This window comes from Planococcus sp. SSTMD024 (assembly GCF_041320495.1).
Taxonomy (GTDB): domain Bacteria; phylum Bacillota; class Bacilli; order Bacillales_A; family Planococcaceae; genus Planococcus.
Genome location: NZ_JBGGNS010000019.1, coordinates 308,984 through 331,264, shown reverse-complemented (window position 1 = coordinate 331,264; position 22,281 = coordinate 308,984). Strand labels below are relative to the sequence as shown.

General features: G+C 50.5%; 17 protein-coding genes and 1 other annotated feature. Of the genes, 15 read left to right on the top strand and 2 right to left on the bottom strand.

Translation table 11 applies throughout. The annotated features are described in order from the left end of the window. The first annotated feature begins 74 nt into the window (after positions 1 to 74). From AB9R92_RS05510 to AB9R92_RS05440, 15 genes are all read left to right on the top strand, one after another. Positions 75 to 992: a PhzF family phenazine biosynthesis protein gene (locus AB9R92_RS05510; protein ID WP_370668483.1), complete on the top strand. Its 918-nt coding sequence runs from the start codon at positions 75 to 77 to the stop codon at positions 990 to 992. A gap of 168 nt (positions 993 to 1,160) precedes the next feature. Further along, the gene (locus AB9R92_RS05505; RefSeq protein ID WP_370668482.1) at positions 1,161 to 1,760 is read left to right on the top strand and encodes a YdcF family protein; all 600 of its coding nucleotides are present in this window, start codon (positions 1,161 to 1,163) and stop codon (positions 1,758 to 1,760) included. A gap of 202 nt (positions 1,761 to 1,962) precedes the next feature. Further along, positions 1,963 to 2,943: a tetratricopeptide repeat protein gene (locus tag AB9R92_RS05500; RefSeq protein ID WP_370668481.1), complete on the top strand. Its 981-nt coding sequence runs from the start codon at positions 1,963 to 1,965 to the stop codon at positions 2,941 to 2,943. A gap of 103 nt (positions 2,944 to 3,046) precedes the next feature. Next, the gene (gene tig, locus AB9R92_RS05495; RefSeq protein WP_370668480.1) at positions 3,047 to 4,348 is read left to right on the top strand and encodes a trigger factor; all 1,302 of its coding nucleotides are present in this window, start codon (positions 3,047 to 3,049) and stop codon (positions 4,346 to 4,348) included. 172 nt (positions 4,349 to 4,520) lie between these two features. Further along, a complete protein-coding gene (clpX, locus tag AB9R92_RS05490) occupies positions 4,521 to 5,792 on the top strand; it encodes an ATP-dependent protease ATP-binding subunit ClpX (protein WP_101190147.1) in 1,272 nt (423 codons plus the stop codon). A gap of 164 nt (positions 5,793 to 5,956) precedes the next feature. After that, positions 5,957 to 8,284, top strand: a complete 2,328-nt coding sequence (lon, locus tag AB9R92_RS05485; protein ID WP_370668479.1) for an endopeptidase La — start codon at positions 5,957 to 5,959, stop codon at positions 8,282 to 8,284. Continuing rightward, positions 8,281 to 8,862 carry a ribosome biogenesis GTP-binding protein YihA/YsxC gene (yihA, locus tag AB9R92_RS05480; RefSeq protein ID WP_370668478.1) on the top strand — a complete coding sequence of 194 codons (582 nt, stop codon included), beginning with the start codon at positions 8,281 to 8,283 and terminating at the stop codon, positions 8,860 to 8,862. Before lon ends, yihA begins: the two co-directional genes overlap by 4 nt. A 1,197-nt stretch (positions 8,863 to 10,059) precedes the next feature. Next, positions 10,060 to 11,442: a glutamyl-tRNA reductase gene (hemA, locus tag AB9R92_RS05475; RefSeq protein ID WP_370668477.1), complete on the top strand. Its 1,383-nt coding sequence runs from the start codon at positions 10,060 to 10,062 to the stop codon at positions 11,440 to 11,442. A gap of 161 nt (positions 11,443 to 11,603) precedes the next feature. Further along, positions 11,604 to 12,434 (top strand): cytochrome c biogenesis protein CcsA, encoded by an 831-nt coding sequence (gene ccsA, locus AB9R92_RS05470; RefSeq protein ID WP_274623814.1) that lies wholly within the window; start codon positions 11,604 to 11,606, stop codon positions 12,432 to 12,434. Between the two features lie 18 nt (positions 12,435 to 12,452). Continuing rightward, positions 12,453 to 13,382 carry a hydroxymethylbilane synthase gene (hemC, locus tag AB9R92_RS05465; RefSeq protein ID WP_370668476.1) on the top strand — a complete coding sequence of 310 codons (930 nt, stop codon included), beginning with the start codon at positions 12,453 to 12,455 and terminating at the stop codon, positions 13,380 to 13,382. Further along, positions 13,375 to 14,061 carry a uroporphyrinogen-III synthase gene (locus AB9R92_RS05460; RefSeq protein WP_370668475.1) on the top strand — a complete coding sequence of 229 codons (687 nt, stop codon included), beginning with the start codon at positions 13,375 to 13,377 and terminating at the stop codon, positions 14,059 to 14,061. The genes hemC and AB9R92_RS05460 overlap by 8 nt, the downstream gene beginning before the upstream one ends. Further along, positions 14,058 to 15,038, top strand: a complete 981-nt coding sequence (gene hemB / locus AB9R92_RS05455) for a porphobilinogen synthase (protein ID WP_370668474.1) — start codon at positions 14,058 to 14,060, stop codon at positions 15,036 to 15,038. The genes AB9R92_RS05460 and hemB overlap by 4 nt, the downstream gene beginning before the upstream one ends. 1 nt (position 15,039) lies before the next feature. Beyond that, positions 15,040 to 16,326 carry a glutamate-1-semialdehyde 2,1-aminomutase gene (gene hemL / locus AB9R92_RS05450; protein ID WP_370668473.1) on the top strand — a complete coding sequence of 429 codons (1,287 nt, stop codon included), beginning with the start codon at positions 15,040 to 15,042 and terminating at the stop codon, positions 16,324 to 16,326. A gap of 171 nt (positions 16,327 to 16,497) precedes the next feature. Further along, positions 16,498 to 17,565: an AbrB family transcriptional regulator gene (locus tag AB9R92_RS05445; protein ID WP_370668472.1), complete on the top strand. Its 1,068-nt coding sequence runs from the start codon at positions 16,498 to 16,500 to the stop codon at positions 17,563 to 17,565. Positions 17,566 to 17,586: 21 nt separating this feature from the next. Continuing rightward, positions 17,587 to 17,804, top strand: a binding site (T-box leader). Between the two features lie 81 nt (positions 17,805 to 17,885). Then, on the top strand, positions 17,886 to 20,519 hold the full coding sequence (locus AB9R92_RS05440; protein ID WP_370668471.1) for a valine--tRNA ligase: 2,634 nt from the start codon (positions 17,886 to 17,888) through the stop codon (positions 20,517 to 20,519). 40 nt (positions 20,520 to 20,559) lie between these two features. Here AB9R92_RS05440 and AB9R92_RS05435 read toward each other — a convergent pair whose 3' ends face one another. Together AB9R92_RS05435 and AB9R92_RS05430 are read right to left on the bottom strand one after the other, a co-directional pair. Then, on the bottom strand, positions 20,560 to 21,354 hold the full coding sequence (locus tag AB9R92_RS05435) for an ATP-grasp domain-containing protein (RefSeq protein WP_370668470.1): 795 nt from the start codon (positions 21,352 to 21,354) through the stop codon (positions 20,560 to 20,562). Further along, entirely contained in the window at positions 21,351 to 22,214 is an 864-nt protein-coding gene (locus AB9R92_RS05430; protein ID WP_370668469.1) for an ATP-grasp domain-containing protein, read from the bottom strand. Before AB9R92_RS05430 ends, AB9R92_RS05435 begins: the two co-directional genes overlap by 4 nt. Positions 22,215 to 22,281: the final 67 nt, after the last annotated feature.

The window sequence follows — 22,281 nt, the reverse complement described above, 5'->3', positions numbered from 1 at the left end:
GCTATAGTTCATTTGGGCTGATCCTAAATCGGCGCTCCATAGATACAAAAAATGAGACGAAAAGGAGAATGGTGATGGAAACTTTGCGCTATACTTTGGCAGATGTCTTTACGGACGTGCCTTTCGGTGGAAATCAACTGGCGGTAGTAGAAGGAAGAAGCGGTTTGACTAAAAAAGAAATGCAGAACATCGCCAGGGAATTGAACCTTTCCGAAACAGTATTTGTTTTCCCTCCGGCTAAAGAAGGGAATGTTAGAAAACTGCGCATTTTCACGCCTCAAATGGAGCTGCCAATGGCAGGGCATCCTACAATCGGGGCCGCTTATGTTTTAGCGTCTTCTGGTGCAGTTCGAACGAAAGAAGGGGCAAATGAGTGGATTTTGGAAGAACAAGTAGGGGAAATAGCGGTAACGGTCCACAAGGAAAACGGACAGATTGCTAAAGTTGAAATGAAACAGCCATTGCCCGTCTTCGGTGAAAAGTTTGAAAGTCGGAAATTCGCGGCTGATTTGCTTTCAATAGCAGAAGGCGAGCTTCATACCGAATTGCCGATCCAGTCGGTGTCATCGGCTGTCCCATTTCTGTTCATTCCATTGAAGTCTCTCCAAACAATCCAGCGAATTCATTTTCGTCAGGATGTATGGGAACAGCACTTCAGCAAAACTGCGGACACGCAGCACATCTTTGCATTTACGACAGAAACTGAAAGTCAGGATGCCGCTGTCCACGGCAGAATGTTTGCGCCGGCAATGGGCATTGCCGAAGATCCTGCAACCGGTGCAGCAAGCGGACCACTCGGTGCTTATTTGGTTGAGCACTACGCAGTCCCCCTTAACGACAATAGAATTTCTATCTTCAGAAGTGAACAGGGCTACGAAATGGGACGGCCTAGCACAATTGATATCCAGGTAACGGGCCGTACCGGCGGCATCGAAGAAGTAAGAATTGCCGGGAATTCGGTCATTATCGGAAAAGGGGAGTTGTTTCTCTAAGGGGATCGAGGTTTCGGTGCTTTCTCCACCAGCAGCATTTTCTATGGAGCTGGAATTCTTTTTTTGTGAATGAATGGTGAACATTTGCTTATTTGCTGTCTATTTGTTGCGGGGGAAGTATAATGGAAAAAGATAGAGAAAAAACAGATCCAAAGGTGGAAGTGAAACGTGTTCAGAAACAAGTGGAAACGGATTTTGATCGTAATTGCTCTCATACAAACCGTATTAATTGCGGCCACTGCTATGAGCATTTGGACATTCGCCGGTGAGTCCGAGTTGCTCGAAGCTGATGCGGCGATCGTGCTCGGGACGAAAGTCATCGATGGGGAGCCTTCCCCGGTACTTGAGCAGCGCATTCGCCACGCCATCGATCTATATGAAGCGGGCTATGTCGGGAAGATCATCTTTACAGGTGGCATGACTGATGGAGCAGATCTCGCCGAGTCGGTGGTGAGCCGGGATTTCGCAATCCGCAATAACATTCCTGAAGAAGATATTTTGATCGAGACCCAATCACTCATCACAGAAGAGAACTTCCTCTTCGCTGGTGAGGTGGCAGAAGAAAACGGTTTGTCGAGCTTCCTGGTCGTCAGTGATCCCTTACATATGAAGCGTGCGCTGCTTATGGCGGAACACGCGGGAATCGATGCCCATTCCTCGCCGACGCCAACAACTGAATTCAAAGGATTTGCGAACGTCGCACCGTTCTTTGCGCGTGAAGTTGTTTGTTATATGGCATACGTCGCCATGCACGCTATTATTTCATGAAACTGTCCCCCTGATGCGTGGGCAGTTTTTTATAATTTATAGATGAACCCGGGAGCCTTGAATGATACACTAATCTTTAAAAATGGCTATTGGCTGTGAACTGCTCTTGAATAACAGGAGGAAGCTGGCGGTATATAGCGCCGGCTTTCGTTTTCACAGTACATTTACCTATGGTATGATGAATGGACAAAGAGGTGGTAGGATGCGGAAGAAATTTGGGGATTTGAAGCGCAGGGGCAATGTCATCGTTTTCCCGACGACAGTCACACGGCTGCTTTCGGAAGGGATGACCAGTTTAAAGAACGAACAATACGCCGATGCGCGCGACAAGCTGTACCAGGTGCTTGTCTATGAGCCGGAACATGCAGCGGCGCTTGGCGGATATGCCTACAGCTTATATGAGCTGGGGGAATTCGACGAAGCGCTCGAAGTCGTCCAGGAATTGTTGCGCATCGGGCCGATCCATTATTTGGAGACGATGGAACTATACATAAGCATTTTAATGCAAGTGAAGGAATTCGAGGAAGCCGAGAAGATGATCGAAGTGCTCATCGAGGAAAACGTCTTGCCGAAAGAGCGTTTGGAGCAATTCCACCAATTGCGCGATCTCAATGAACGCATTGCCGAAAGCGCTGCTTCTGCCAAAAGGGAAACGGGCCAATTCAGCTTGGAGCAATTTTTGCCGCTTAGCGCTGCCGGACAGGAGCAACGGGTGACCGAATTGCCGAAAGAAGCGTATCCTGCCATGAAAAACCAGCTGATTGAATTGATTAAGCATCCGGAAGTGGATTGGGTGGCGAAATCCTATTTGCTGCTCATGCTCCGTGAACAGCAGGTAAGCGGCACGGTAAGTGTCGAAAAGTTCCATTACCACGGTGAACTGGCGATCGACGGGCTGCCGGATCCATTGAAGGATGGACGTCTGCTCGGGATTCGCAAGCGCTTGGAGGAAGCTTTGGAAAAAGAGCCGGCCAAGCTGCAGATGGCGATGGAATTGGTGGACCGGCATATTTATCTCCTGTATCCGTTTTTCTGGGAAGAGTTTGGGGAAGCGGAAATCGCTGAAGCCTACCACGCATATCTCGATAGTTTATTCAGTGGGGAAGCGGAAGGCAAAGCCGATCCGAAACTGCTGGAAATGCTCATGCAGGCAGAGGCATACATAGAATTGCGCAATGGTTAGAAATAGTTGAACCTGCTCGTATGTGTGATATAATGTGGAGGTTGTCAAAAATCGTACAAAATTCGTACATGACTTTGTAAAAAATTGTTTGGAGGGCTTATACATGTCAGCAAAATGGGAAAAGCAAGAAGGTAATGTCGGAGTTCTTACAGTAGAAGTGCCGGCTGAAGAAGTAAACGGCGCGCTTGATAAAGCGTTCAAAAAAGTCGTTAAGGAAATTAACGTACCAGGATTCCGCAAAGGGAAAATGCCTCGCCAAATGTTCGAAAAACGTTTCGGTGTAGAATCTCTTTACCAGGATGCACTTGATTTCATCCTGCCTGATGCTTACGCAAACGCAGTCGAAGAAGCAGGCATCAACCCGGTTGACCGCCCTGAAATCGACATCGAAAAATTGGAAAAGAACGAGCCATTGGTCTTCACTGCTAAAGTGACAGTGAAACCTGAAGTGGAACTCGGCGAATACAAAGGCCTTGAAGTTTCCAAAGAAGACACGAACGTGACCGATGAGGAAATCGAAGAGCAATTGAAAGAAAGCCAAGAACGCATGGCTGAATTGACTGTCAAAGAAGACGGGCAAGTTGAAAACGGCGATACAGCCGTCATCGACTTCGAAGGATTCGTAGACGGAGAAGCGTTTGAAGGCGGAGCAGGCAACGACTACTCCCTGGAAATCGGTTCTAACTCATTCATCCCAGGCTTCGAAGAGCAATTGGTCGGCGCTAAAGCCGGCGAACAAAAAGACGTGGAAGTATCCTTCCCAGAAGAATACCACGCTGAAGAACTTGCTGGAAAAGCAGCGACGTTCAAAGTGACGGTAAACGAAGTGAAAGCGAAAGAACTTCCTGAACTGAACGACGAGTTCGCTAAAGAACTTGACGAAGAAGTAGAAGGCTTAGACGCACTTCGCACGAAAATGAAAGAAAACTTGAAAGCGGAGAAAGAAAACGCTTCTGAAACTAAAATGCGCGATGAGCTTGTACAAAAAGCTGCAGAAAACGCAACAGTCGAAATCCCGCAAGCGATGATCGACTCTGAAATCGACCGCATGATGCAAGACTTCGAACAACGCCTAAGCCAGCAAGGCATGAACAAGGAATTGTACTTCCAGTTCTCAGGCCAAGACGAAGATGCACTTCGCGAGCAAATGAAAGCTGACGCTGAAACACGCGTACGCGTATCATTGACGCTTGAAGCGATCGCAAAAGCGGAAAACATGGAAGTCACTTCTGAAGACATCGACAAAGAGCTTGAGAAAATGGCTGGCCAATTCAACATGGACGCTGAACAGATCAAAACAGCACTAGGCGGCACTGAAATGCTAGAAAACGACATCCGTATGCAGAACACGGTTGAGTTCCTAGTGGAGAACGCTAAAATCTCTGACGCCAAAGCTGCTGAATAACACATAAGATTCTAAATAGGACAAGGTGCGGCAACCGCACCTTGTTTTCTATACATAATGGTAAACAAAATCAAGTTCCTACATATAAAGGCAGTTTCTTTGGAATAGTTCTAATTAGTTGATACAATCAGATTAATCTTGTAAGATAATGGCTTGAATAGGGGTGACTACATTGTTCAAATTCAATGATGAAAAAGAGCATTTGAAATGTTCGTTTTGCGGCAAACCGCAGGAACAAGTTCGTAAACTGGTCGCAGGGCCAGGTGTATATATTTGCGACGAGTGCATCGAGCTTTGCACGGAAATCGTAGAAGAGGAACTCGGGACAGAAGAAGAAACTGAGTTCAAGGAAGTGCCGAAACCAAAAGAAATCATGGATATCCTTGGCGGCTATGTAATCGGCCAGGACAAGGCGAAAAAATCCTTGGCAGTAGCGGTGTACAACCACTACAAACGCGTTAATTCCCAAAGCAAGATCGACGATGTCGAATTGTCGAAATCGAATATTGTCTTGATCGGGCCAACCGGAAGCGGGAAAACTTTGCTTGCGCAAACACTCGCACGCATCCTGAATGTACCGTTTGCAATTGCGGATGCAACATCGCTTACTGAAGCTGGTTACGTCGGGGAAGATGTCGAGAACATCTTGCTCAAATTGATCCAAGCGGCAGACTACGATGTAGACCGCGCAGAAAAAGGCATTATCTACATCGATGAAATCGATAAAGTGGCACGCAAATCCGAGAACCCGTCGATTACACGCGACGTTTCCGGTGAAGGCGTACAGCAAGCTTTGCTGAAAATCCTGGAAGGCACAACAGCAAGCGTTCCCCCACAAGGCGGGCGCAAGCATCCTCATCAGGAATTCATCCAAATCGATACGACGAATGTCTTGTTCATCGTAGGCGGTGCGTTTGACGGCGTCGACCAAATCATCAAACGCCGCCTCGGCAATAAAATCATCGGCTTCGGTGCAGATCCGAACAAAGAAGAAATGGATGAAAAGTCCCTTCTTAGCCAATTAATTCCAGAGGACTTGTTGAAATTCGGCTTGATCCCTGAATTCATCGGCCGTCTGCCAGTGCTCGCAAGCCTTGAGCAATTGGATGAAAATGCACTTGTGCAAATTCTGACAGAGCCGAAAAACGCCCTCATCAAGCAATACCAGAAGATGATGGAGCTTGATGGCGTCACTTTGACATTCGAACACGACGCGCTGATTGAAATTTCCCGCCTCGCGATCGAGCGGAAAACAGGCGCGCGCGGATTGCGCTCAATCATCGAGAACATCATGCTTGATGTGATGTATGATTTGCCTTCGCGTGAAGATATCGTCGAATGCATCATTACAAAAGAAACAGTGACCGAGAATTCACAGCCGAAATTGATGCTGGAAGACGGCACTGAGTATGATAACGGCAATAACGAAAAAACATCTGCTTAAATGTTAGGCGGATGCACAAGAATAGGATGATACGGGCTGACTCTGAATCGTGCACATCCGCGCGTATGGGGGTCAGCCCTTTTTCCACGAAAAAACAACAGTCTTCCAGATAGTTTGGCGCAGACTGACAGAGAGAAAGAGAAATGACGGAGGTGCACTTAATTATGGCGAAGAAAAAAGTGACAAAACAAGTCCCGCTCTTGCCACTCCGCGGGCTGCTCGTTTTCCCGACGATGGTCCTGCATATTGATGTCGGCCGGGAGCGTTCAGTAGCAGCGCTTGAGCAAGCGATGATGGATGACCAGATCGTCTTTTTGGCGACCCAGAAAGATATGGCGGTGGAACAGCCGGACAAAGACGATTTGCATAAAATCGGCACTTTAGCTTACGTAAAACAAATGCTGAAATTGCCGAATGGCACGATCCGTGTACTGGTGGAAGGCCTTGAACGCGGCCAGTGGAACCAATACGAGGACGGGGAGAAATTCACGCAAGTGGAAGTGACGTCATTCCCGGACGAACCGGAACGCGATGCCGAACAAGACGCCTTGATGCGCATTTTGCTGGAGCAATTCGAAATCTTCGGCAAAGGCTCGAAAAAAGTGACGACCGAAACCTTCAATACAGTAGCGGATATCGAAGAGCCGGGCCGTTTGGCGGATATGATCGCTTCTCATCTATCGCTGAAATTGCCCGCGAAGCAGGAAGTGCTCGAAACCTTCGATATCACGAAACGCCTTGAACTATTGATCAGCCGCCTGCACAACGAACAGGAAGTGGCGGATATTGAAAAACGCATCAACGACCGCGTGAAAAAAGCAATGGAACAAACGCAAAAAGAGTTTTATCTCCGCGAGCAAATGAAAGCCATCCAAACCGAACTTGGCGACAAGGACGGCAAGGGCGCAGAAGTGGCCGACCTGAAAAAACGCATCGAAGAAGCCGGCATGCCGGAATCGACCGAGAAAACAGCGTTAAAGGAATTGGATCGCTATGAGAAATTGCCTTCTGCTGCGGCGGAAAGCGGCATCATCCGCAATTACATCGAATGGCTCGTGACGATTCCTTGGTCTGAAACAACAGAAGACCGCCTGGACATCAAGTATGCAGAAGAAGTGCTGAATCGCGACCACGACGGCCTTGAAACGGTAAAAGAACGCGTGCTTGAATATTTGGCTGTCCAGCAGATGACCAAATCGCTGCGCGGCCCGATTCTTTGCCTGGTTGGGCCTCCGGGCGTCGGGAAAACCTCACTTGCCCGTTCGATCGCCGATTCGCTCGACCGCAATTTCGTCCGCATCTCGCTCGGCGGCGTGCGCGATGAGTCGGAGATCCGCGGCCACCGCCGCACCTATGTCGGCGCAATGCCGGGACGCATCATTCAAGGAATGAAAAAAGCAGGCACTGTCAATCCGGTCTTCCTGCTTGATGAAATCGATAAAATGTCCAACGACTTCCGCGGCGACCCGTCGTCAGCGATGCTTGAAGTATTGGACCCGGAACAGAACAATTCCTTCAGCGACCATTACATCGAAGAAAGCTATGATCTATCGAATGTGCTGTTCATCGCGACCGCCAATGACCTTGGATCGATTCCAGGGCCGCTGCGCGACCGCATGGAAGTCATTTCAATCGCAGGCTATACAGAACTTGAGAAGAAATTGATCGCCAAAAACCATTTGGCGCCGAAACAATTGAAAGAACACGGCTTGACGCCGGAGCAATTGGATTTCCAAGAGGACGCATTCGTCTCCATGATCCGCTATTACACGCGGGAAGCCGGCGTGCGCGGATTGGAACGCCAAATCGCGTCCGTCTGCCGGAAAGTGACCAAAGAGATCGTCTCGAAAGAAAAAGAACATGTGACGGTCGGTGCCGAAGAAGTTGAGAACTATCTCGGCAAGAAGAAATTCCGCTACGGCGTAGCTGAAAGTGAAAACCAAGTGGGCGTTGCGACCGGCCTAGCCTATACCGCTGTCGGCGGCGACACCTTGCAGATCGAAGTGTCTTTATCTGCCGGCAAAGGCAAGTTGCAATTGACCGGTAAACTGGGCGATGTCATGAAAGAGTCGGCACAGACGGCCTTGTCGTTCGTCCGTGCACAGGCGGAATCGCTTGGCATCGATCCGAATTTCCAGGAAGCGCACGATATCCATATCCACGTGCCGGAAGGAGCCGTACCAAAAGACGGCCCATCCGCCGGTGTGACAATTGCGACAGCGCTCGTTTCAGCACTCACGAAGCGGCCAGTGCGCCGCGACGTCGGCATGACAGGGGAAATCACGCTTCGCGGGCGCGTCTTGCCGATTGGCGGACTGAAGGAAAAAACCTTGAGCGCCCACCGTGCGGGCTTGAAGACGATCATTGTCCCCGCGGAAAATGAACGCGACCTTGACGATATCCCGGAAACAATCCGCGAAGAGTTGGAATTCCACCTCGTCAGCCAAGCGGAACAAGCGCTTGAAATTGCGCTGGAAGGAGCAAAAGAATGAAGGTCCATAATGTAGAACTGGTAATCAGCGCGGTTCGTCCAGCGCAATATCCGGAAACCGAGCTTCCCGAGTTTGCACTTGCCGGACGCTCAAATGTAGGGAAATCGTCTTTTATCAATAAGCTGATTGGCCGTAAAAGCATGGCGCGTATTTCGTCCAAACCCGGCAAAACGCAAACTTTGAACTTTTACAAGATCGAAGAAGACTTATTCTTCGTCGATGTCCCGGGCTACGGGTACGCGAAGGTTTCCAAAAGCGAACGCGAAGCATGGGGCAAGATGATCGAGACGTACATCACAAGCCGCGAACAATTGCGTGCGGTGATCCAAATCGTCGATCTTCGCCATCCACCGAGCAAAGATGACCAGATGATGTATGATTTCATGAAACATTACAACATCCCGTGCATCATCATTGCGACAAAAGCCGACAAGATCCCGAAAGGCAAATGGGACAAGCACAAGAAAATCGTCCGTGAAGGGCTGGATATGGAGAAAGGCGATCCATTAATCGTCTTCTCTTCCGAAACAGGGCTCGGCCAGGAAGCCGCCTGGCAAGAGATCGAAAAACGCATGTAAGCAAGCAGGTAGTTCACCTGACTGGCTTGAAATAAAACAGGGCCCGGAAAATCAATGATTTTCCGGGCCCTGTTTTTTGTTTTATATATAGTGGTTAGCTGAAATAGATGAACGAGATTATTGGACAAGTGAGTGAGATGAATGGCCCGTCGGTTATTGCGTCATGAAGTAGCCGCCTCCCGCTTGGGGCTGGCCTTCCGCCATGAGCCAAGAAGAACGCTTGTCTCATGGCTTCGGCTCGCCCGTGTGCGCGGTTCGGCTTTTAGATTCCATTGGATGTTGCGTGTGAGGAAGTGTCACAGTTAGTTGGTTTCATCCACTGATGGGGACACCTAGCCAGACTTGATAGTGAAATGAATCAGCCGATGATTACTTCATCGTGAAGCTAGCCGCCTCCCGCTTGGGGCATGCCTCCCGCAATAAGCCAAGAAGAACATTTGTCTTATTGCGTCGGCTAGCCAATGAATGGGCGAAAGGAAGTTGAGCCCATTCATTTGCGACGCATCTGCTCGCAGATGTGGGAGCACGGGTTTGTGCGCGGTTCGGCTTTTAGATTTCATTGGATATTGCGTGCGAAGACGTGTCACTGTTCATTGTTTTCATCCGCTGGTATCGTCGCTTGGCTGGACTTAATAATTGTAGAGAAGTTCTGTAATCAGTTCAATTTGAATTTACGAAGAAGATTAAAGTTTTGCAAGCTTGCTTCAGTGTATGATGAATTATATTTCCCCTCTAAAACTAGAGATGAAGCGGAAGGGAGGCGACGCCGGAGGGACTGCGCGGGCTGGCGAGACAAATGTGCCGCGTACTTTGGCACATTGGCTCAACACCCGCCCCTCGGCAAGCGTCCTCCCTGAAGCGCAATCTCCACCACATACATCTCCTACTTAATTTTGATAATATACATATCTTTTTCCCGATTCAACACCATGAAAATCACCATCTATTGTGCATAAGTTCACAGTCAATTCCGACTACAAGCGTTATACTTGTGACACCATAATCGCTTTGCTAGAATTGTAATTAGGTTAAGTTTAGAATGATTATAAAGTGGAGTTTCCGCAGCGGAAACCCTTGTACGATAAAGCAAAGTTCAAGCAGGTTCATGCCTTGTTCACAAAATCGCAGGCATAATCTGATGGAAAAGTGGTATACTTAGGGAAATGAAATATTGAACGCGAAAGGTGTTTTAAACCCATGCATACACTCGTAGTCGGGGTCAACTACCGTTCAGCGCCTGTATCGATCCGCGAGAAGCTGTCGTTCATCGAAAGCGAGCTTCCGCAAGCGATGCAAGCCCTGCAACAACAAAAAAGCATATTGGAGAACGTCATCGTATCGACATGCAACCGGACGGAGATCTATGCCGTCGTGGATCAGCTGCATACCGGGCGTTTTTATGTGAAGCAATTTTTGGCTTCTTATTTCGATATTCCGATGGAACAGTTCTCCCAGTATTTATTCCTTCATGAACAGGACGAAGCAATTGATCATTTGTTCCGCGTCACTGCCGGAATCGATTCGATGGTCCTTGGCGAGACGCAGATTCTCGGCCAAGTGAAATCCAGTTTCCTCGCAGGCCAAGAAATCGGAACGACGGGAACCGTGTTCAATCAATTGTTCAAGCAAGCGGTGACGCTGGCAAAACGCGCGCACAATGAAACAGCGATCGGCGAGAATGCCGTATCGGTTTCTTACGCAGCGGTCGAGCTTGGCAAGAAAATCTTCGGTTCGTTGAAGAACAAGCATGTCGTCATTCTCGGAGCAGGGAAGATGGGCGAACTCGCCATCAAGAACCTGCAAGGCAGCGGCGCGGACCGCATCACGGTCATCAACCGCACCTTCGAGAAAGCGGAAGTGCTCGCTGGTAAATTCGGCGGGACAGCGAAACCGTTGAATCAATTGCAATGTGCATTGCTGGAAGCGGACATCCTTATTTCTTCTACCGGCTCGACGGATTTTGTCATCGATCTTGAATTGATGCAGTTTGTCGAGAAGTTGAGAAAAGGCAAGCCTTTGTTCATGGTCGATATCGCGGTACCGCGTGATATGGATCCGCGCATCGGCGATCTACAAAACGTCTTCCTATATGATATTGATGATATGCAAGGCATCGTCGAAGCGAATCTTGCGGAACGCGAGCGTGCGGCGAAACAGATCGCCGGCATGATCGAGCAAGAAGCAGAGCAGTTCAACGACTGGCTCGGCACACTCGGCGTCGTTCCGGTCATTTCCGCACTGCGTGAAAAAGCGCTCGGCATCCAAGCTGAAACGATGGAAAGCATCGAGAACAAAATGCCGGATTTGACGGATCGGGAGAAGAAGATCCTCAACAAGCACACGAAGTCGATCATCAACCAATTATTGAAAGAGCCGATTTTGCAGGCCAAGGAAATGGGCACAGCGAAGAAATCACGCGAACAGCTTGAATTGTTCATGCAGATTTTCGGCATTGAAGAAGAAGTCGAAGAGCAGCGTGAAAAACAAGCGCTTGCGACGCGCCAAAAAGCGGAGCGTGCACGCCTTGAAAAGCAGCAGGAAGCGCTGCAAGGACAAGAAAATCCAGGCTATACTGTATAAAAGCATTTCCAAGCGGCGTGGATTTTCATCTCCATCGCCGTCATAGACCCAAGCAGGCCGCGAATGCGGGATAGAGCTATCTTATAATGAGGCGTTTTCGAATCTATATGTTAAAATGTAGAGGCGAAACGCCTTTAATTATGGAAACGAAGGGGAATAGGATGGCTGATATAACAATGGCAAGGCTGCATGAAGCTATGGTTATACTATATGCTGTCAGCCTTGTCTTTTATTTTGTCGATTATTTATATACTACGAAAAAAGCCATCCGGATCGCCATGTCACTTCTAGGGGCCGTGTGGTTATTGCAGACCGTGTTCCTCGTGCTCTATATCGTAGAGACGCAGCGCTTCCCGGTACTGACTTTGTTTGAAGGCATTTATTTCTATGCGTGGCTGTTGGTTACGCTATCGCTCGTCTTGCGGATTTTCTACCGCTTCGACTTTGCGGTATTTTTGATCAATATCATCGGATTCATCTTTATGGTCATCCATACATTTGCGCCGGTCCAGATCGAACGGTCGCCGGTCGGGGAAGCTTTGGTGTCGGAGTTGTTGTTCATCCACATCACGTTCGCCATTCTGTCGTATGCGGCATTTTCACTGTCGTTCGTCTTTTCCGCGCTTCACTTGCTGCTGTACAGGCTGTTGAAGCAGAAGAAATGGACGAAGCAATGGAGCAGCCTGCCGTCACTCGGGCAGACCGAACAGGGCATGACCATTTCGATCCTGGTCGGGATTCCGATGCTGTTCGTGTCGCTCGTGCTCGGCTTTCAGTGGGCGGTTGTGTCGCTGGAGGAGTTTTCCATTCTGGATGTAAAAATTGTGGGTTCGTTTATCCTGCTGATTGTCTATAGCTTTATTCTATGGCGTCACCGGCGGGGGAACTTGAATGGCATGAACTATGCCTGGGCCCATCTGTATGCGTTTTTGTTATTGCTGCTTAATTTCTTTTTCGGCAGCCGTTTATCGGAATTTCATTTTTGGTATTAATAGAAAGGTAGGATTCAGTTGAGAAAAATCATTGTAGGGTCAAGAAGAAGCAAACTTGCGTTGACGCAAACCAATCAATTCATCGAGAAAATGAAAGCGGCAGGTGCGCCGTTTGAATTCGAGATCAAGGAGATCGTCACCAAAGGCGACCGCATCCTGGATGTCCAATTGTCGAAAGTGGGAGGCAAAGGGCTTTTCGTGAAAGAAATCGAGCAGGCGCTTTATGCCAAGGAAATCGATTTTGCCGTCCACAGCATGAAAGACATGCCGGCTGTTCTTCCTGAAGGTTTTGTCATCGGCTGTATCCCGGACCGTGAAGACCCGCGTGATGCATTCATTGCGAATGATCATGTGAAATTGATGGATTTGCCGGTCGGCGCCGTCGTCGGCACAAGCAGCTTACGCCGGAGCTCGCAGCTTCTTTTACTGCGCCCAGACCTTGATGTCCAGTGGATCCGCGGAAACATCGACACACGCCTCGCGAAACTCCATGCCGGAGATTTCGATGCCATCATCCTGGCAGCAGCCGGATTGAAGCGCATGGGCTGGGGCGATGACATCGTCACTGAATTCATGGATACAGAAGACTGCCTGCCGGCGATCGGCCAAGGCGCACTGGCCATCGAATGCCGCGAAGACGACGAAGAGCTTCTGGCGGAACTGGCGAAAGTGAACGATAAAGAAACAGAACTGGCTGTGACGGCGGAGCGCAAATTCCTGAAAGACATGAACGGCAGCTGCCAAGTGCCGATTGCAGGATACGCAACGGTTTCAGGTGATGAAATTTCGTTCACAGGATTAATCTCGGCTCCAGAAGGGGACCAAGTGTATAAAGAATCAGCGGCTGGCAAAGATCCGATTGAAGCAGGCCGCATCGTAGCTGAAAAAATTAGTGCACAAGGCGGATATGATTTGATCCAGCGTGTCATCGCCGAAAGCAATGTGTAAGAAAAAACCGGTCATCATTTTTACCGGCAGCCGGCTGCCGAAAGAAGCGGCTGAGCTGGCGCAGCAATTGGGTGCGCAAGTGGAATATTTTCCGCTGATCGAAACGGTGCTTAGAAACACCGATGCGCCTGATTTCGGACGTTACGGCTGGCTGATTTTCACGAGCCGCAATAGCGCACAGGCTTTTTGCAAGCTGCATCCTGAAATCCATGCAAAAATAGCGGCTGTCGGCGATAAGACGGCTGAAATGCTGGAAGAACACGGCTATACGGTCGATTTCATCCCATCAACGTTCAGTGCCGATGTCTTTGTCCAGGAATTCCCGGACATCGCCGGCAAGGAGCGCTGTTTGTTTGTCCGGGGGGCACTCGCCAAAGACACGATCCTCTCGATGCCGCTCGCGATCGATGAATGGACCGTCTACGATACCGTCAAAAAGAAAGATAATGCACAAGCGCTCGCCGGAATGTCCGATGTCACGATTATTTTCGCGAGCCCTTCAGCAGTTTCCGCTTACACGGAAGCTGGCGGAAATTTCAAGGACATCCAGACTGCCGCGATTGGGCATATTACCGAACAAGCCATTAAAGAAGCGGGTGGAGAGGTCGATTTCCGCCCTGAAACCTATACCTATCTTGAAATCATCCAGACAATAGCGAAAGGAAGTTGCAACTTATGAAAGATTTGAAATTCGATCGCCACCGCCGCCTGCGCGGTTCTGCGAATCTTCGTGCAATGGTCCGTGAAACCTCCGTACATAAAGAGGATTTCATCTACCCGATTTTTGTCGTGGAAGGCGAAAACTATAAACAAGAAATTTCTTCGATGCCTGGCGTCTACCATTATTCAATTGACCGCCTTGGCGAAGAATTGGATGAAGTGGTCGAGCTCGGCATCCCGTCCGTCATTTTGTTCGGGGTTCCAAAAGATAAAGACCCGGTCGGTTCGCAAGCTTATCACGACCACGCGATTACACAGGAAGCGATCCGTTTTGCCAAACAGCGCCATCCGGAACTCGTCGTCATCGCCGATACATGCCTATGCCAATATACAGACCACGGCCATTGCGGCGTCATCGAAGACGGCGTCATCTTGAACGATGAGTCGCTCGACCTGTTGGCACGCACCGCGGTATCGCAAGCAAAAGCAGGGGCGGACATCATCGCGCCATCGAACATGATGGACGGGTTTGTCGCAGCGATTCGCTACGGGCTTGACGAAGCAGGATTCAGCCATATTCCGATCATGTCATACGGCGTGAAATATGCTTCCGCTTATTATGGCCCGTTCCGCGAAGCAGCCCACTCAACGCCTCAATTCGGCGACCGCAAAACCTATCAGATGGACCCGGCAAACCGTATGGAAGCACTTCGAGAAGCATCGTCTGATGTCAATGAAGGCGCTGATTTCATGATCGTCAAACCGGCGTTGTCGTATCTTGATATTATCCGCGAAGTCCGCGATAACTTTGATATCCCGATCGTCGCTTACAATGTTTCCGGCGAATACGCGATGGTCAAAGCAGCTGCGCAAAACGGCTGGGTCGATGAAGAGAAAATCGTTCTTGAAACATTGCTCAGCATGAAACGTGCGGGCGCAGACATTCTGATGTCGTACCACGCAAAAGACGCGGTACGCTGGCTGGAGGGGAAATAATATGGGATACGAACATTCTAAACAAGCATTCGAAGAAGCGAAAACATTGATGCCGGGCGGCGTCAACAGCCCGGTACGCGCATTCAAATCGGTCAATATGGACCCGATTTTCATGCAATCGGGAAGCGGCGCGACCATTACGGACATCGACGGCAATACGTATATCGACTACGTCTTGTCTTGGGGGCCGCTGATTTTGGGCCATGCCCATCCGGAAGTGGTCCAAGCGATCCAGGAACAAGCGACGCTTGGCACGTCATTCGGCGCACCGACGATCCTTGAAAATGACATGGCGAAATTGGTCCAGGAGCGCGTGCCATCGATCGAAATGGTGCGTATGGTGTCGTCCGGTACGGAAGCGACGATGAGCGCACTGCGCGTGGCGCGCGGCTATACCGGCCGCAACAAGATCTTGAAATTCGAAGGCTGCTACCACGGCCACGGCGACAGCTTGTTGATCAAAGCAGGGTCGGGCGTTGCGACACTCGGCTTGCCGGACTCACCAGGCGTGCCGGAATCGGTGGCGAAAAACACGATCACCGTTCCTTACAACGATTTGGAAAGCGTCCGTCTGGCGTTCCGGGAATTCGGCGATGACTTGGCGGCCGTGATCGTCGAGCCGGTTGCGGGCAATATGGGCGTCGTCCCGCCTGCTGAAGGATTCCTTCAAGAGCTGCGCAACCTGACACACGAAAACGGCACCGTCTTGATCTTTGATGAAGTCATGACCGGCTTCCGCGTCGGCTATAACTGCGCACAAGGCCATTACAGCGTTACGCCTGACATGACGTGCCTCGGCAAAGTCATCGGCGGCGGTTTGCCTGTCGGCGCGTTCGGCGGCAAGCGTGAAATCATGGAGCAAGTTGCACCGAGCGGCTCGATCTACCAGGCGGGCACTTTGTCCGGAAACCCGCTTGCGATGCGTGCAGGTTATGAAACCTTGTCGCGTTTAGATGAAGCGAGCTACGAGACATTCAATGAACGCGCAGACCAACTCGAAAAAGGCTTCCGTGAAGCGGCGGAAAAATACAACATCCCGCACACGGTCAACCGTGCAGGCTCGATGATCGGCTTCTTCTTCACAAATGAGGAAGTGACGAACTTCGAGACGGCTTCCAGTTCCGACCTCGAGTTGTTTGCGGATTATTACCGCTTAATGGCGGAAGAAGGCATTTTCCTGCCGCCGTCCCAGTTTGAAGGCATGTTCTTGTCGACTGCCCATACCCCAGAACATATCGAACGCACAGTGCAAGCATTCCATAATGTGTTTGCGAAACTGGCGCGATAAATGAAACAAACCGTCCTTGAAGGCCATTGCGAATGGCTTTTGAGGGCGGTTTTTCGTAATTGAGGTAAATTTTAATACTACATTCCCAAATCTAATGCGCTTCAATATTTTTGAGTAGTTCATTTTATGTCCGGTAATCTGGTAATATAAAACTAATGGATATTTTAATTAGTGAAAGTTGGTAACGCATTGAAACGTTTTCTCGTAACTTTGGCCATCGCGCTTGGCGCTGGCTTTTTGTTCAGCTTGACCGGTTTGTTTCTGCCATGGCTGTTGGGCCCGATGGCGGCTTTTCTCATCTTGCGCCAAGTGACCGACATGAAGTTCCACTGGCCGAAAGTGTTCCGTACGCTCGGGCTGTTGCTGCTCGGCGTCCAGATCGGCGCGGCATTCACGCAGGAATCGGTCTTGTTGATGGCGGCGGATCTGCCGTATATGTTCATCATGACGATCGCGGTCGTCGCGTTTTCCTTGGCGCTCGGCTGGTTGTTCCAGCGCATGACGCGCGTGACGATGTCGACAGCGCTGCTCGGCTCGATGCCGGGCGGCTTGTCGCAGATGGTGCTGATTTCTGAAGAAGTGAAATCCGCCAATGTCACGATCGTATCGGTCATGCAGACCTTCCGCATCCTGCTCATCGTTTTTACCGTGCCGCTAGCGGCGGGACTTTTATCTGGGCGTGCGCCAGGTGACATCACAGAAACAAGTTTCCGTTTTTCCCCCTATGCATTCGGCATCGCGCTTGTTTTCGGCTATGTATTGTACTGGATCATGAAGCGCATTTCATTTCCCGCGCGCGAATTAATGGCACCGGTTCTTGCGATGGCGGTCGTCCAGACCTTGACCGGCAGCGATTTGGTCGATTTGCCGGGTCTTGTCATCGTCATCGCGCAAGTGTTGATCGGGACGCATCTCGGCTTGTCGATGGAAAAGCTCGGCGATTCCTTGGACGGCCGGATCGCGGGAGCGGTGTTCCTCAATACCGTGCTGCTCATCGCGTTTTCAGCAGGCCTTGCTTACGGGCTGGAGCTGTTGCTGCCGGAGTATCTATTCCTCGACTTCTTCTTGAGTGCAGCTCCCGGGGGCATGGCGGAGATGACGATTACCGCGCTTGAGGCGGGGGCGGACGTGCCGCTGGTGACGAGCTTCCATCTGTTCCGGCTGTTCTTCATCCTGCTAGTCGCGGCGCCGCTCGTGTCTTACTATGTGAAAAAGCTTGACGCTAAATCGGGCTATTGAGTACAATAGGCTTAACAGGATATTGATGCGTTGATGAGGATAGTAAAGTGGCGGGGACATTTCAGAGAGGTAGCCAAGTGGTGAGAGGCTTCCATGTTCCGCATTTGAATGTCACCTCGGAGCAGTTGCCGTGAAATGAGTAGCGGGAACCGGATGCGAATCCGTTATCGAACTTGAGAGCCAGGCGAATTCTGCCTGTGTATAAAGGTGGTACCGCGAAAAACTCCTTCGTCCTTTACGAGACGACAGGAGTTTTTTTGTATTCATTTTTAAGTTCGACAGTAACCAGTGCCGCATGTTGGCCAAGAGGAGGAATTTGGATGAGCAAGCAATTATCAACGAAATACGAACCGCAGGCAATCGAACAAGGGCGTTACGACTGGTGGGTGGACAATAAATTTTTCGAAGCGAAACCGGAAAGCGGCAAGACGCCGTATACGATCGTCATCCCGCCGCCGAACGTAACGGGCAAGCTTCACCTGGGGCATGCGTGGGATACGACCTTGCAGGACATCATGACGCGCATGAAGCGCATGCAAGGCTATGACGCCTTGTGGCTGCCGGGGATGGACCATGCCGGCATCGCGACACAGGCGAAAGTCGAAGGCAAGCTGAAAGAAGAAGGGCGTTCACGCCACGATATGGGCCGCGAAGCGTTTTTGGAAGAGTCGTGGAAATGGAAAGAAGAATACGCCGGCCATATCCGCCAGCAATGGTCGAAGCTTGGGCTTGGCCTCGATTATTCACGCGAGCGTTTCACCTTGGATGAAGGCTTGTCAAAAGCGGTGCGCGAAGTATTCGTCAAATTATACGAGAAAAAATTGATCTACCGCGGCAAATACATCATCAACTGGGACCCGGCAACAAAAACGGCGATTTCGGATATCGAAGTTATTTACAAAGACGTACAAGGCGCATTTTATCATATGCGCTATCCGCTTGCTGATGGTTCTGGCCACATCGAAATCGCGACGACCCGCCCGGAGACGATGCTTGGCGATACGGCAGTCGCGGTTCACCCGAGAGATGAACGCTATCAGCATTTGATCGGCAAAAAAGTCATCTTGCCGATCATCGGCCGTGAAATTGAAATCGTTGCGGATGATTATGTGGACCGTGAGTTTGGAAGCGGCGCTGTGAAAATCACCCCTGCACACGACCCGAACGACTTCGAGATCGGCAACCGCCACAATTTGGAGCGCGTACTCATCATGCACGAAGACGGCTCGATGAACGAAAATGCCGGCAAATACGAAGGCATGGACCGCTTTGAATGCCGCAAAGCGATCATCAAAGATTTGCAGGATATGGACGTGCTGTTCAAGATCGAAGAACATCTCCACTCGGTCGGACATTCCGAGCGCAGCGGCGCGGTCGTTGAACCGTATTTGTCGACGCAATGGTTCGTGGACATGCAGCCACTCGCAAAGAAAGCGGTCGACAGCCAGAAAAGCGAAGACGGCGTCAATTTCGTGCCGGACCGCTTCGAAAAAACCTACCTCCACTGGATGGAAAACATCCGCGATTGGTGCATCTCGCGTCAATTGTGGTGGGGGCATCAGATCCCGGCTTGGTACCATAACGAAACCGGCGAAATCTACGTTGGCCACGAAGCTCCGGCTGATGCGGAAAACTGGACGCAAGATGAAGACGTACTCGACACATGGTTCTCATCCGCCTTGTGGCCGTTCTCGACACTCGGCTGGCCGGAAGAAAACGAGGAGTTGAGCCGTTACTACCCAACCGATGCACTCGTGACGGGCTATGACATCATCAACTTCTGGGTATCGCGCATGATTTTCCAGGCGCTTGAATTCACCGGCGAAAAACCGTTCAAAGACGTATTGATCCACGGGCTTGTGCGGGATGCGGAAGGGCGCAAGATGTCGAAATCGCTCGGCAACGGCGTCGACCCGATGGACGTTATCGAGGAATACGGCGCAGACTCCTTGCGCTACTTCCTGGCAACGGCATCATCTCCAGGGCAGGACCTTCGCTACTCGAACGATAAAGTCGAGTCGGTTTGGAACTTCGCCAATAAAATCTGGAACGCCTCGCGCTTTGCAATGATGAACATGGAAGGCATGGAGCACAAAGACATCGATTTGTCCGGCGAGAAATCCGTTGCCGACACGTGGATCTTGACACGCCTCAACGAAACCATCGAGCAAGTGACAAACCTTGCGGAACGCTATGAGTTCGGGGAAGTCGGGCGCTTGCTTTATAACTTCATCTGGGATGATTTCTGTGACTGGTACATCGAGATGGCGAAATTGCCATTGTACGGTGAAGACGAACAGGCGAAAGCGATGACGCGTTCGGTGCTCGCATACGTGCTCGATAACACGATGCGCCTATTGCACCCGTTCATGCCGTTCATCACGGAAGAAATCTGGCAGAACTTGCCGACGGAAGGCGAATCCATCACCATCGCCGCCTGGCCGGCAGTGAACGCTGAACTTAGCGACAACAAAAAGGCCGACAGCATGAAGCTCTTGATGGACGTGATCCGTTCGGTCCGCACGATCCGCGCGGAAGTCCAGACGCCGATGAGCAAGAAAGTGCCGATGACGATCAGCGCGAAAGACGAGACGACTTTGTCCGTTCTCGAAGAAAACGCAGCGTACATTGAGCGTTTCTGCAACCCGGAAACTTTGACGATCGGACTCCATATCGATGCACCTGAGAAATCGATGTCTGCAGTCGTATCCGGAGCGGAGTTGTTCATGCCGCTTGAAGGTTTGATCGACATTGAAGAAGAGCTGAAACGCCTGCAAAAAGAACTCGATAAATGGGCGAAAGAAGTCAAACTTGTCCAAGGCAAATTGTCGAACGAACGCTTCGTGTCGAAAGCGCCGGAAGCGGTAGTGGCTGAGGAACGCAAGAAAGAAGCGGATTACCTCGAGAAGCACGCAACCGTTGAAAAACGCATGGAAGAATTGAAGAACCTGTAAGATGAAAAAGCGATTTCCCGTAAATGGGGAATCGCTTATTTTAATTCCGGTCGTTTTCGCGGAACGGATAATTTTCTTCTAGTTTAGTAAAATGCCTTGCCAATAGTTCTGCGATATTATCATCGTGTGTTTGATAAAAAGAGCGGGCGCCGACTGGGTCTTCGATTTCGTTGAACAGATGCCGTCCGTCTTCCAATAGGAGAAAATCGATGCCGATGTAATCGCTGTTCAAGGCTTTGGCGATTTTTTCGACGTCCTTTTGCTGTGCGGCCGTCAGTTCAAAGCGTTCAACGGAAGCGCCGAGCGAGTAATTCGCCTTGAAGGAGTTTTTTGCGCTGCGCTTGACGGCCCCGATGATTTCGGTGCCGATGGCATACGCCCGGACATCCGCCGTGTGCAGGACGACGGGTTGATAGAGAAGACGGGATTCAGTGTCGGGCAGGTCCTGTTCAGATTCAATGAGCCACACTTCCGAACCGCCATGGCCATCAGCGCTTTTTGCGATGAACGGGTACGGCGGAGCCGAGCGATATGTCGGAATGGCAGGAAGGCCTAGTACTTGGAACAATTGATAGCTGCGCCATTTATCATTGGCGATGCGGTTCACTTCCGCGCGGTTGATGAGCCGTACACCCCGATCTTCCAAAAATCGCGCAGCATGCGGCTTCCTTATACGGAAGAAAACCGATTGGCCATGGACGCGCTCGAGTAATCGTCCCAGCCCCGCCTCGCTCCAGTCGTCCCAGGTGATCAATTCAATCGAATAAAAGCGCTTCAGTTCATCGATAAATCCCTGATTGTGCTGTGCGGCTGTTGATTCATATAAAACGATCATGCCAAATCCTCCTGGATATAGCGGATCATCGCATCGGCGACATTGACGCCTGTGACGTTCAGGATATTGCGGATGTGCGCAGCCGCATTGACTTCACAGACGAGCGGTTGGCCATTCGGTCCGTATAACAGGTCAACACCGGCAAATACTGCGCCGACAGCTTCCGCCGCGTCCATTGCGAGCTGTTGTTGCTGTTCGTTCAGTTCGACAGGGAATGCGCGGCCGCCGTTCGTGATGTTCGCCCGGAAATCGGTATCGGACTGGCGCTTCATCGCCGCGACGATTTGTCCGCCGACGATATTGACGCGGATATCGCGCCCGCGGCTTTCCGCGATGAATTCCTGGAACACGTAATCGACGCCGGACAGGCTTTCGACTTTTTCATAAAACTGCTCTTCCGTTTCAATCAAATACACTTTCATGCCGAACGACCCGTGCCCTTCCTTGATGATCATCGGCAAACCGAGAGTGGCCAGGACGCCTTCAAAATAGCCGGAATCTTGAATGGTGAAGTTCAGGTACACTTTCGGCGCGACGATCGTCTTCGGCATCGGGATGTTCCGTTCTGCCAGGCGGATGTACTGCGTCGCCTTATTGTCACACAGGTCGATGATTGCCGGGTCGTTGTAGACCGGGACGCCGCGGCTTTTCAGGAAATAGCCGAGCAGGATGTCTTTGTCGAGCAGCACCGCGAAATCAGGTAACGGCTGCTGTTCGGAAAGCGACATTTGGATTTCGTAATTTTTCTTGATTTCCACATGGATTCCATGGCGCTCTGCGGCTTCTGCCATCAATTGCGCCTGGTCTTGAAATTTATCGGAAACGAGGCTTCCGTTATAGATCACCCAACAACTCAACATGTCCATTCCACCTTCATGATATACTCATACGTAAAAAGTGTATCATGTTTAATAGAGAAAAGAGGCT

Excerpts from the sequence above, each read along its gene's own strand:
- hemA (WP_370668477.1), top strand. The coding sequence starts at position 10,060 with ATGCATACACTCGTAGTCGGGGTCAACTACCGTTCAGCGCCTGTATCG.
- tig (WP_370668480.1), top strand. The coding sequence starts at position 3,047 with ATGTCAGCAAAATGGGAAAAGCAAGAAGGTAATGTCGGAGTTCTTACA.
- AB9R92_RS05500 (WP_370668481.1), top strand. The coding sequence starts at position 1,963 with ATGCGGAAGAAATTTGGGGATTTGAAGCGCAGGGGCAATGTCATCGTT.
- lon (WP_370668479.1), top strand. The coding sequence starts at position 5,957 with ATGGCGAAGAAAAAAGTGACAAAACAAGTCCCGCTCTTGCCACTCCGC.
- AB9R92_RS05510 (WP_370668483.1), top strand. The coding sequence starts at position 75 with ATGGAAACTTTGCGCTATACTTTGGCAGATGTCTTTACGGACGTGCCT.
- AB9R92_RS05435 (WP_370668470.1), bottom strand. The coding sequence starts at position 21,354 with ATGATCGTTTTATATGAATCAACAGCCGCACAGCACAATCAGGGATTT.
- yihA (WP_370668478.1), top strand. The coding sequence starts at position 8,281 with ATGAAGGTCCATAATGTAGAACTGGTAATCAGCGCGGTTCGTCCAGCG.
- AB9R92_RS05430 (WP_370668469.1), bottom strand. The coding sequence starts at position 22,214 with ATGTTGAGTTGTTGGGTGATCTATAACGGAAGCCTCGTTTCCGATAAA.
- ccsA (WP_274623814.1), top strand. The coding sequence starts at position 11,604 with ATGGCTGATATAACAATGGCAAGGCTGCATGAAGCTATGGTTATACTA.
- AB9R92_RS05460 (WP_370668475.1), top strand. The coding sequence starts at position 13,375 with ATGTGTAAGAAAAAACCGGTCATCATTTTTACCGGCAGCCGGCTGCCG.
- hemB (WP_370668474.1), top strand. The coding sequence starts at position 14,058 with ATGAAAGATTTGAAATTCGATCGCCACCGCCGCCTGCGCGGTTCTGCG.
- hemL (WP_370668473.1), top strand. The coding sequence starts at position 15,040 with ATGGGATACGAACATTCTAAACAAGCATTCGAAGAAGCGAAAACATTG.
- AB9R92_RS05440 (WP_370668471.1), top strand. The coding sequence starts at position 17,886 with ATGAGCAAGCAATTATCAACGAAATACGAACCGCAGGCAATCGAACAA.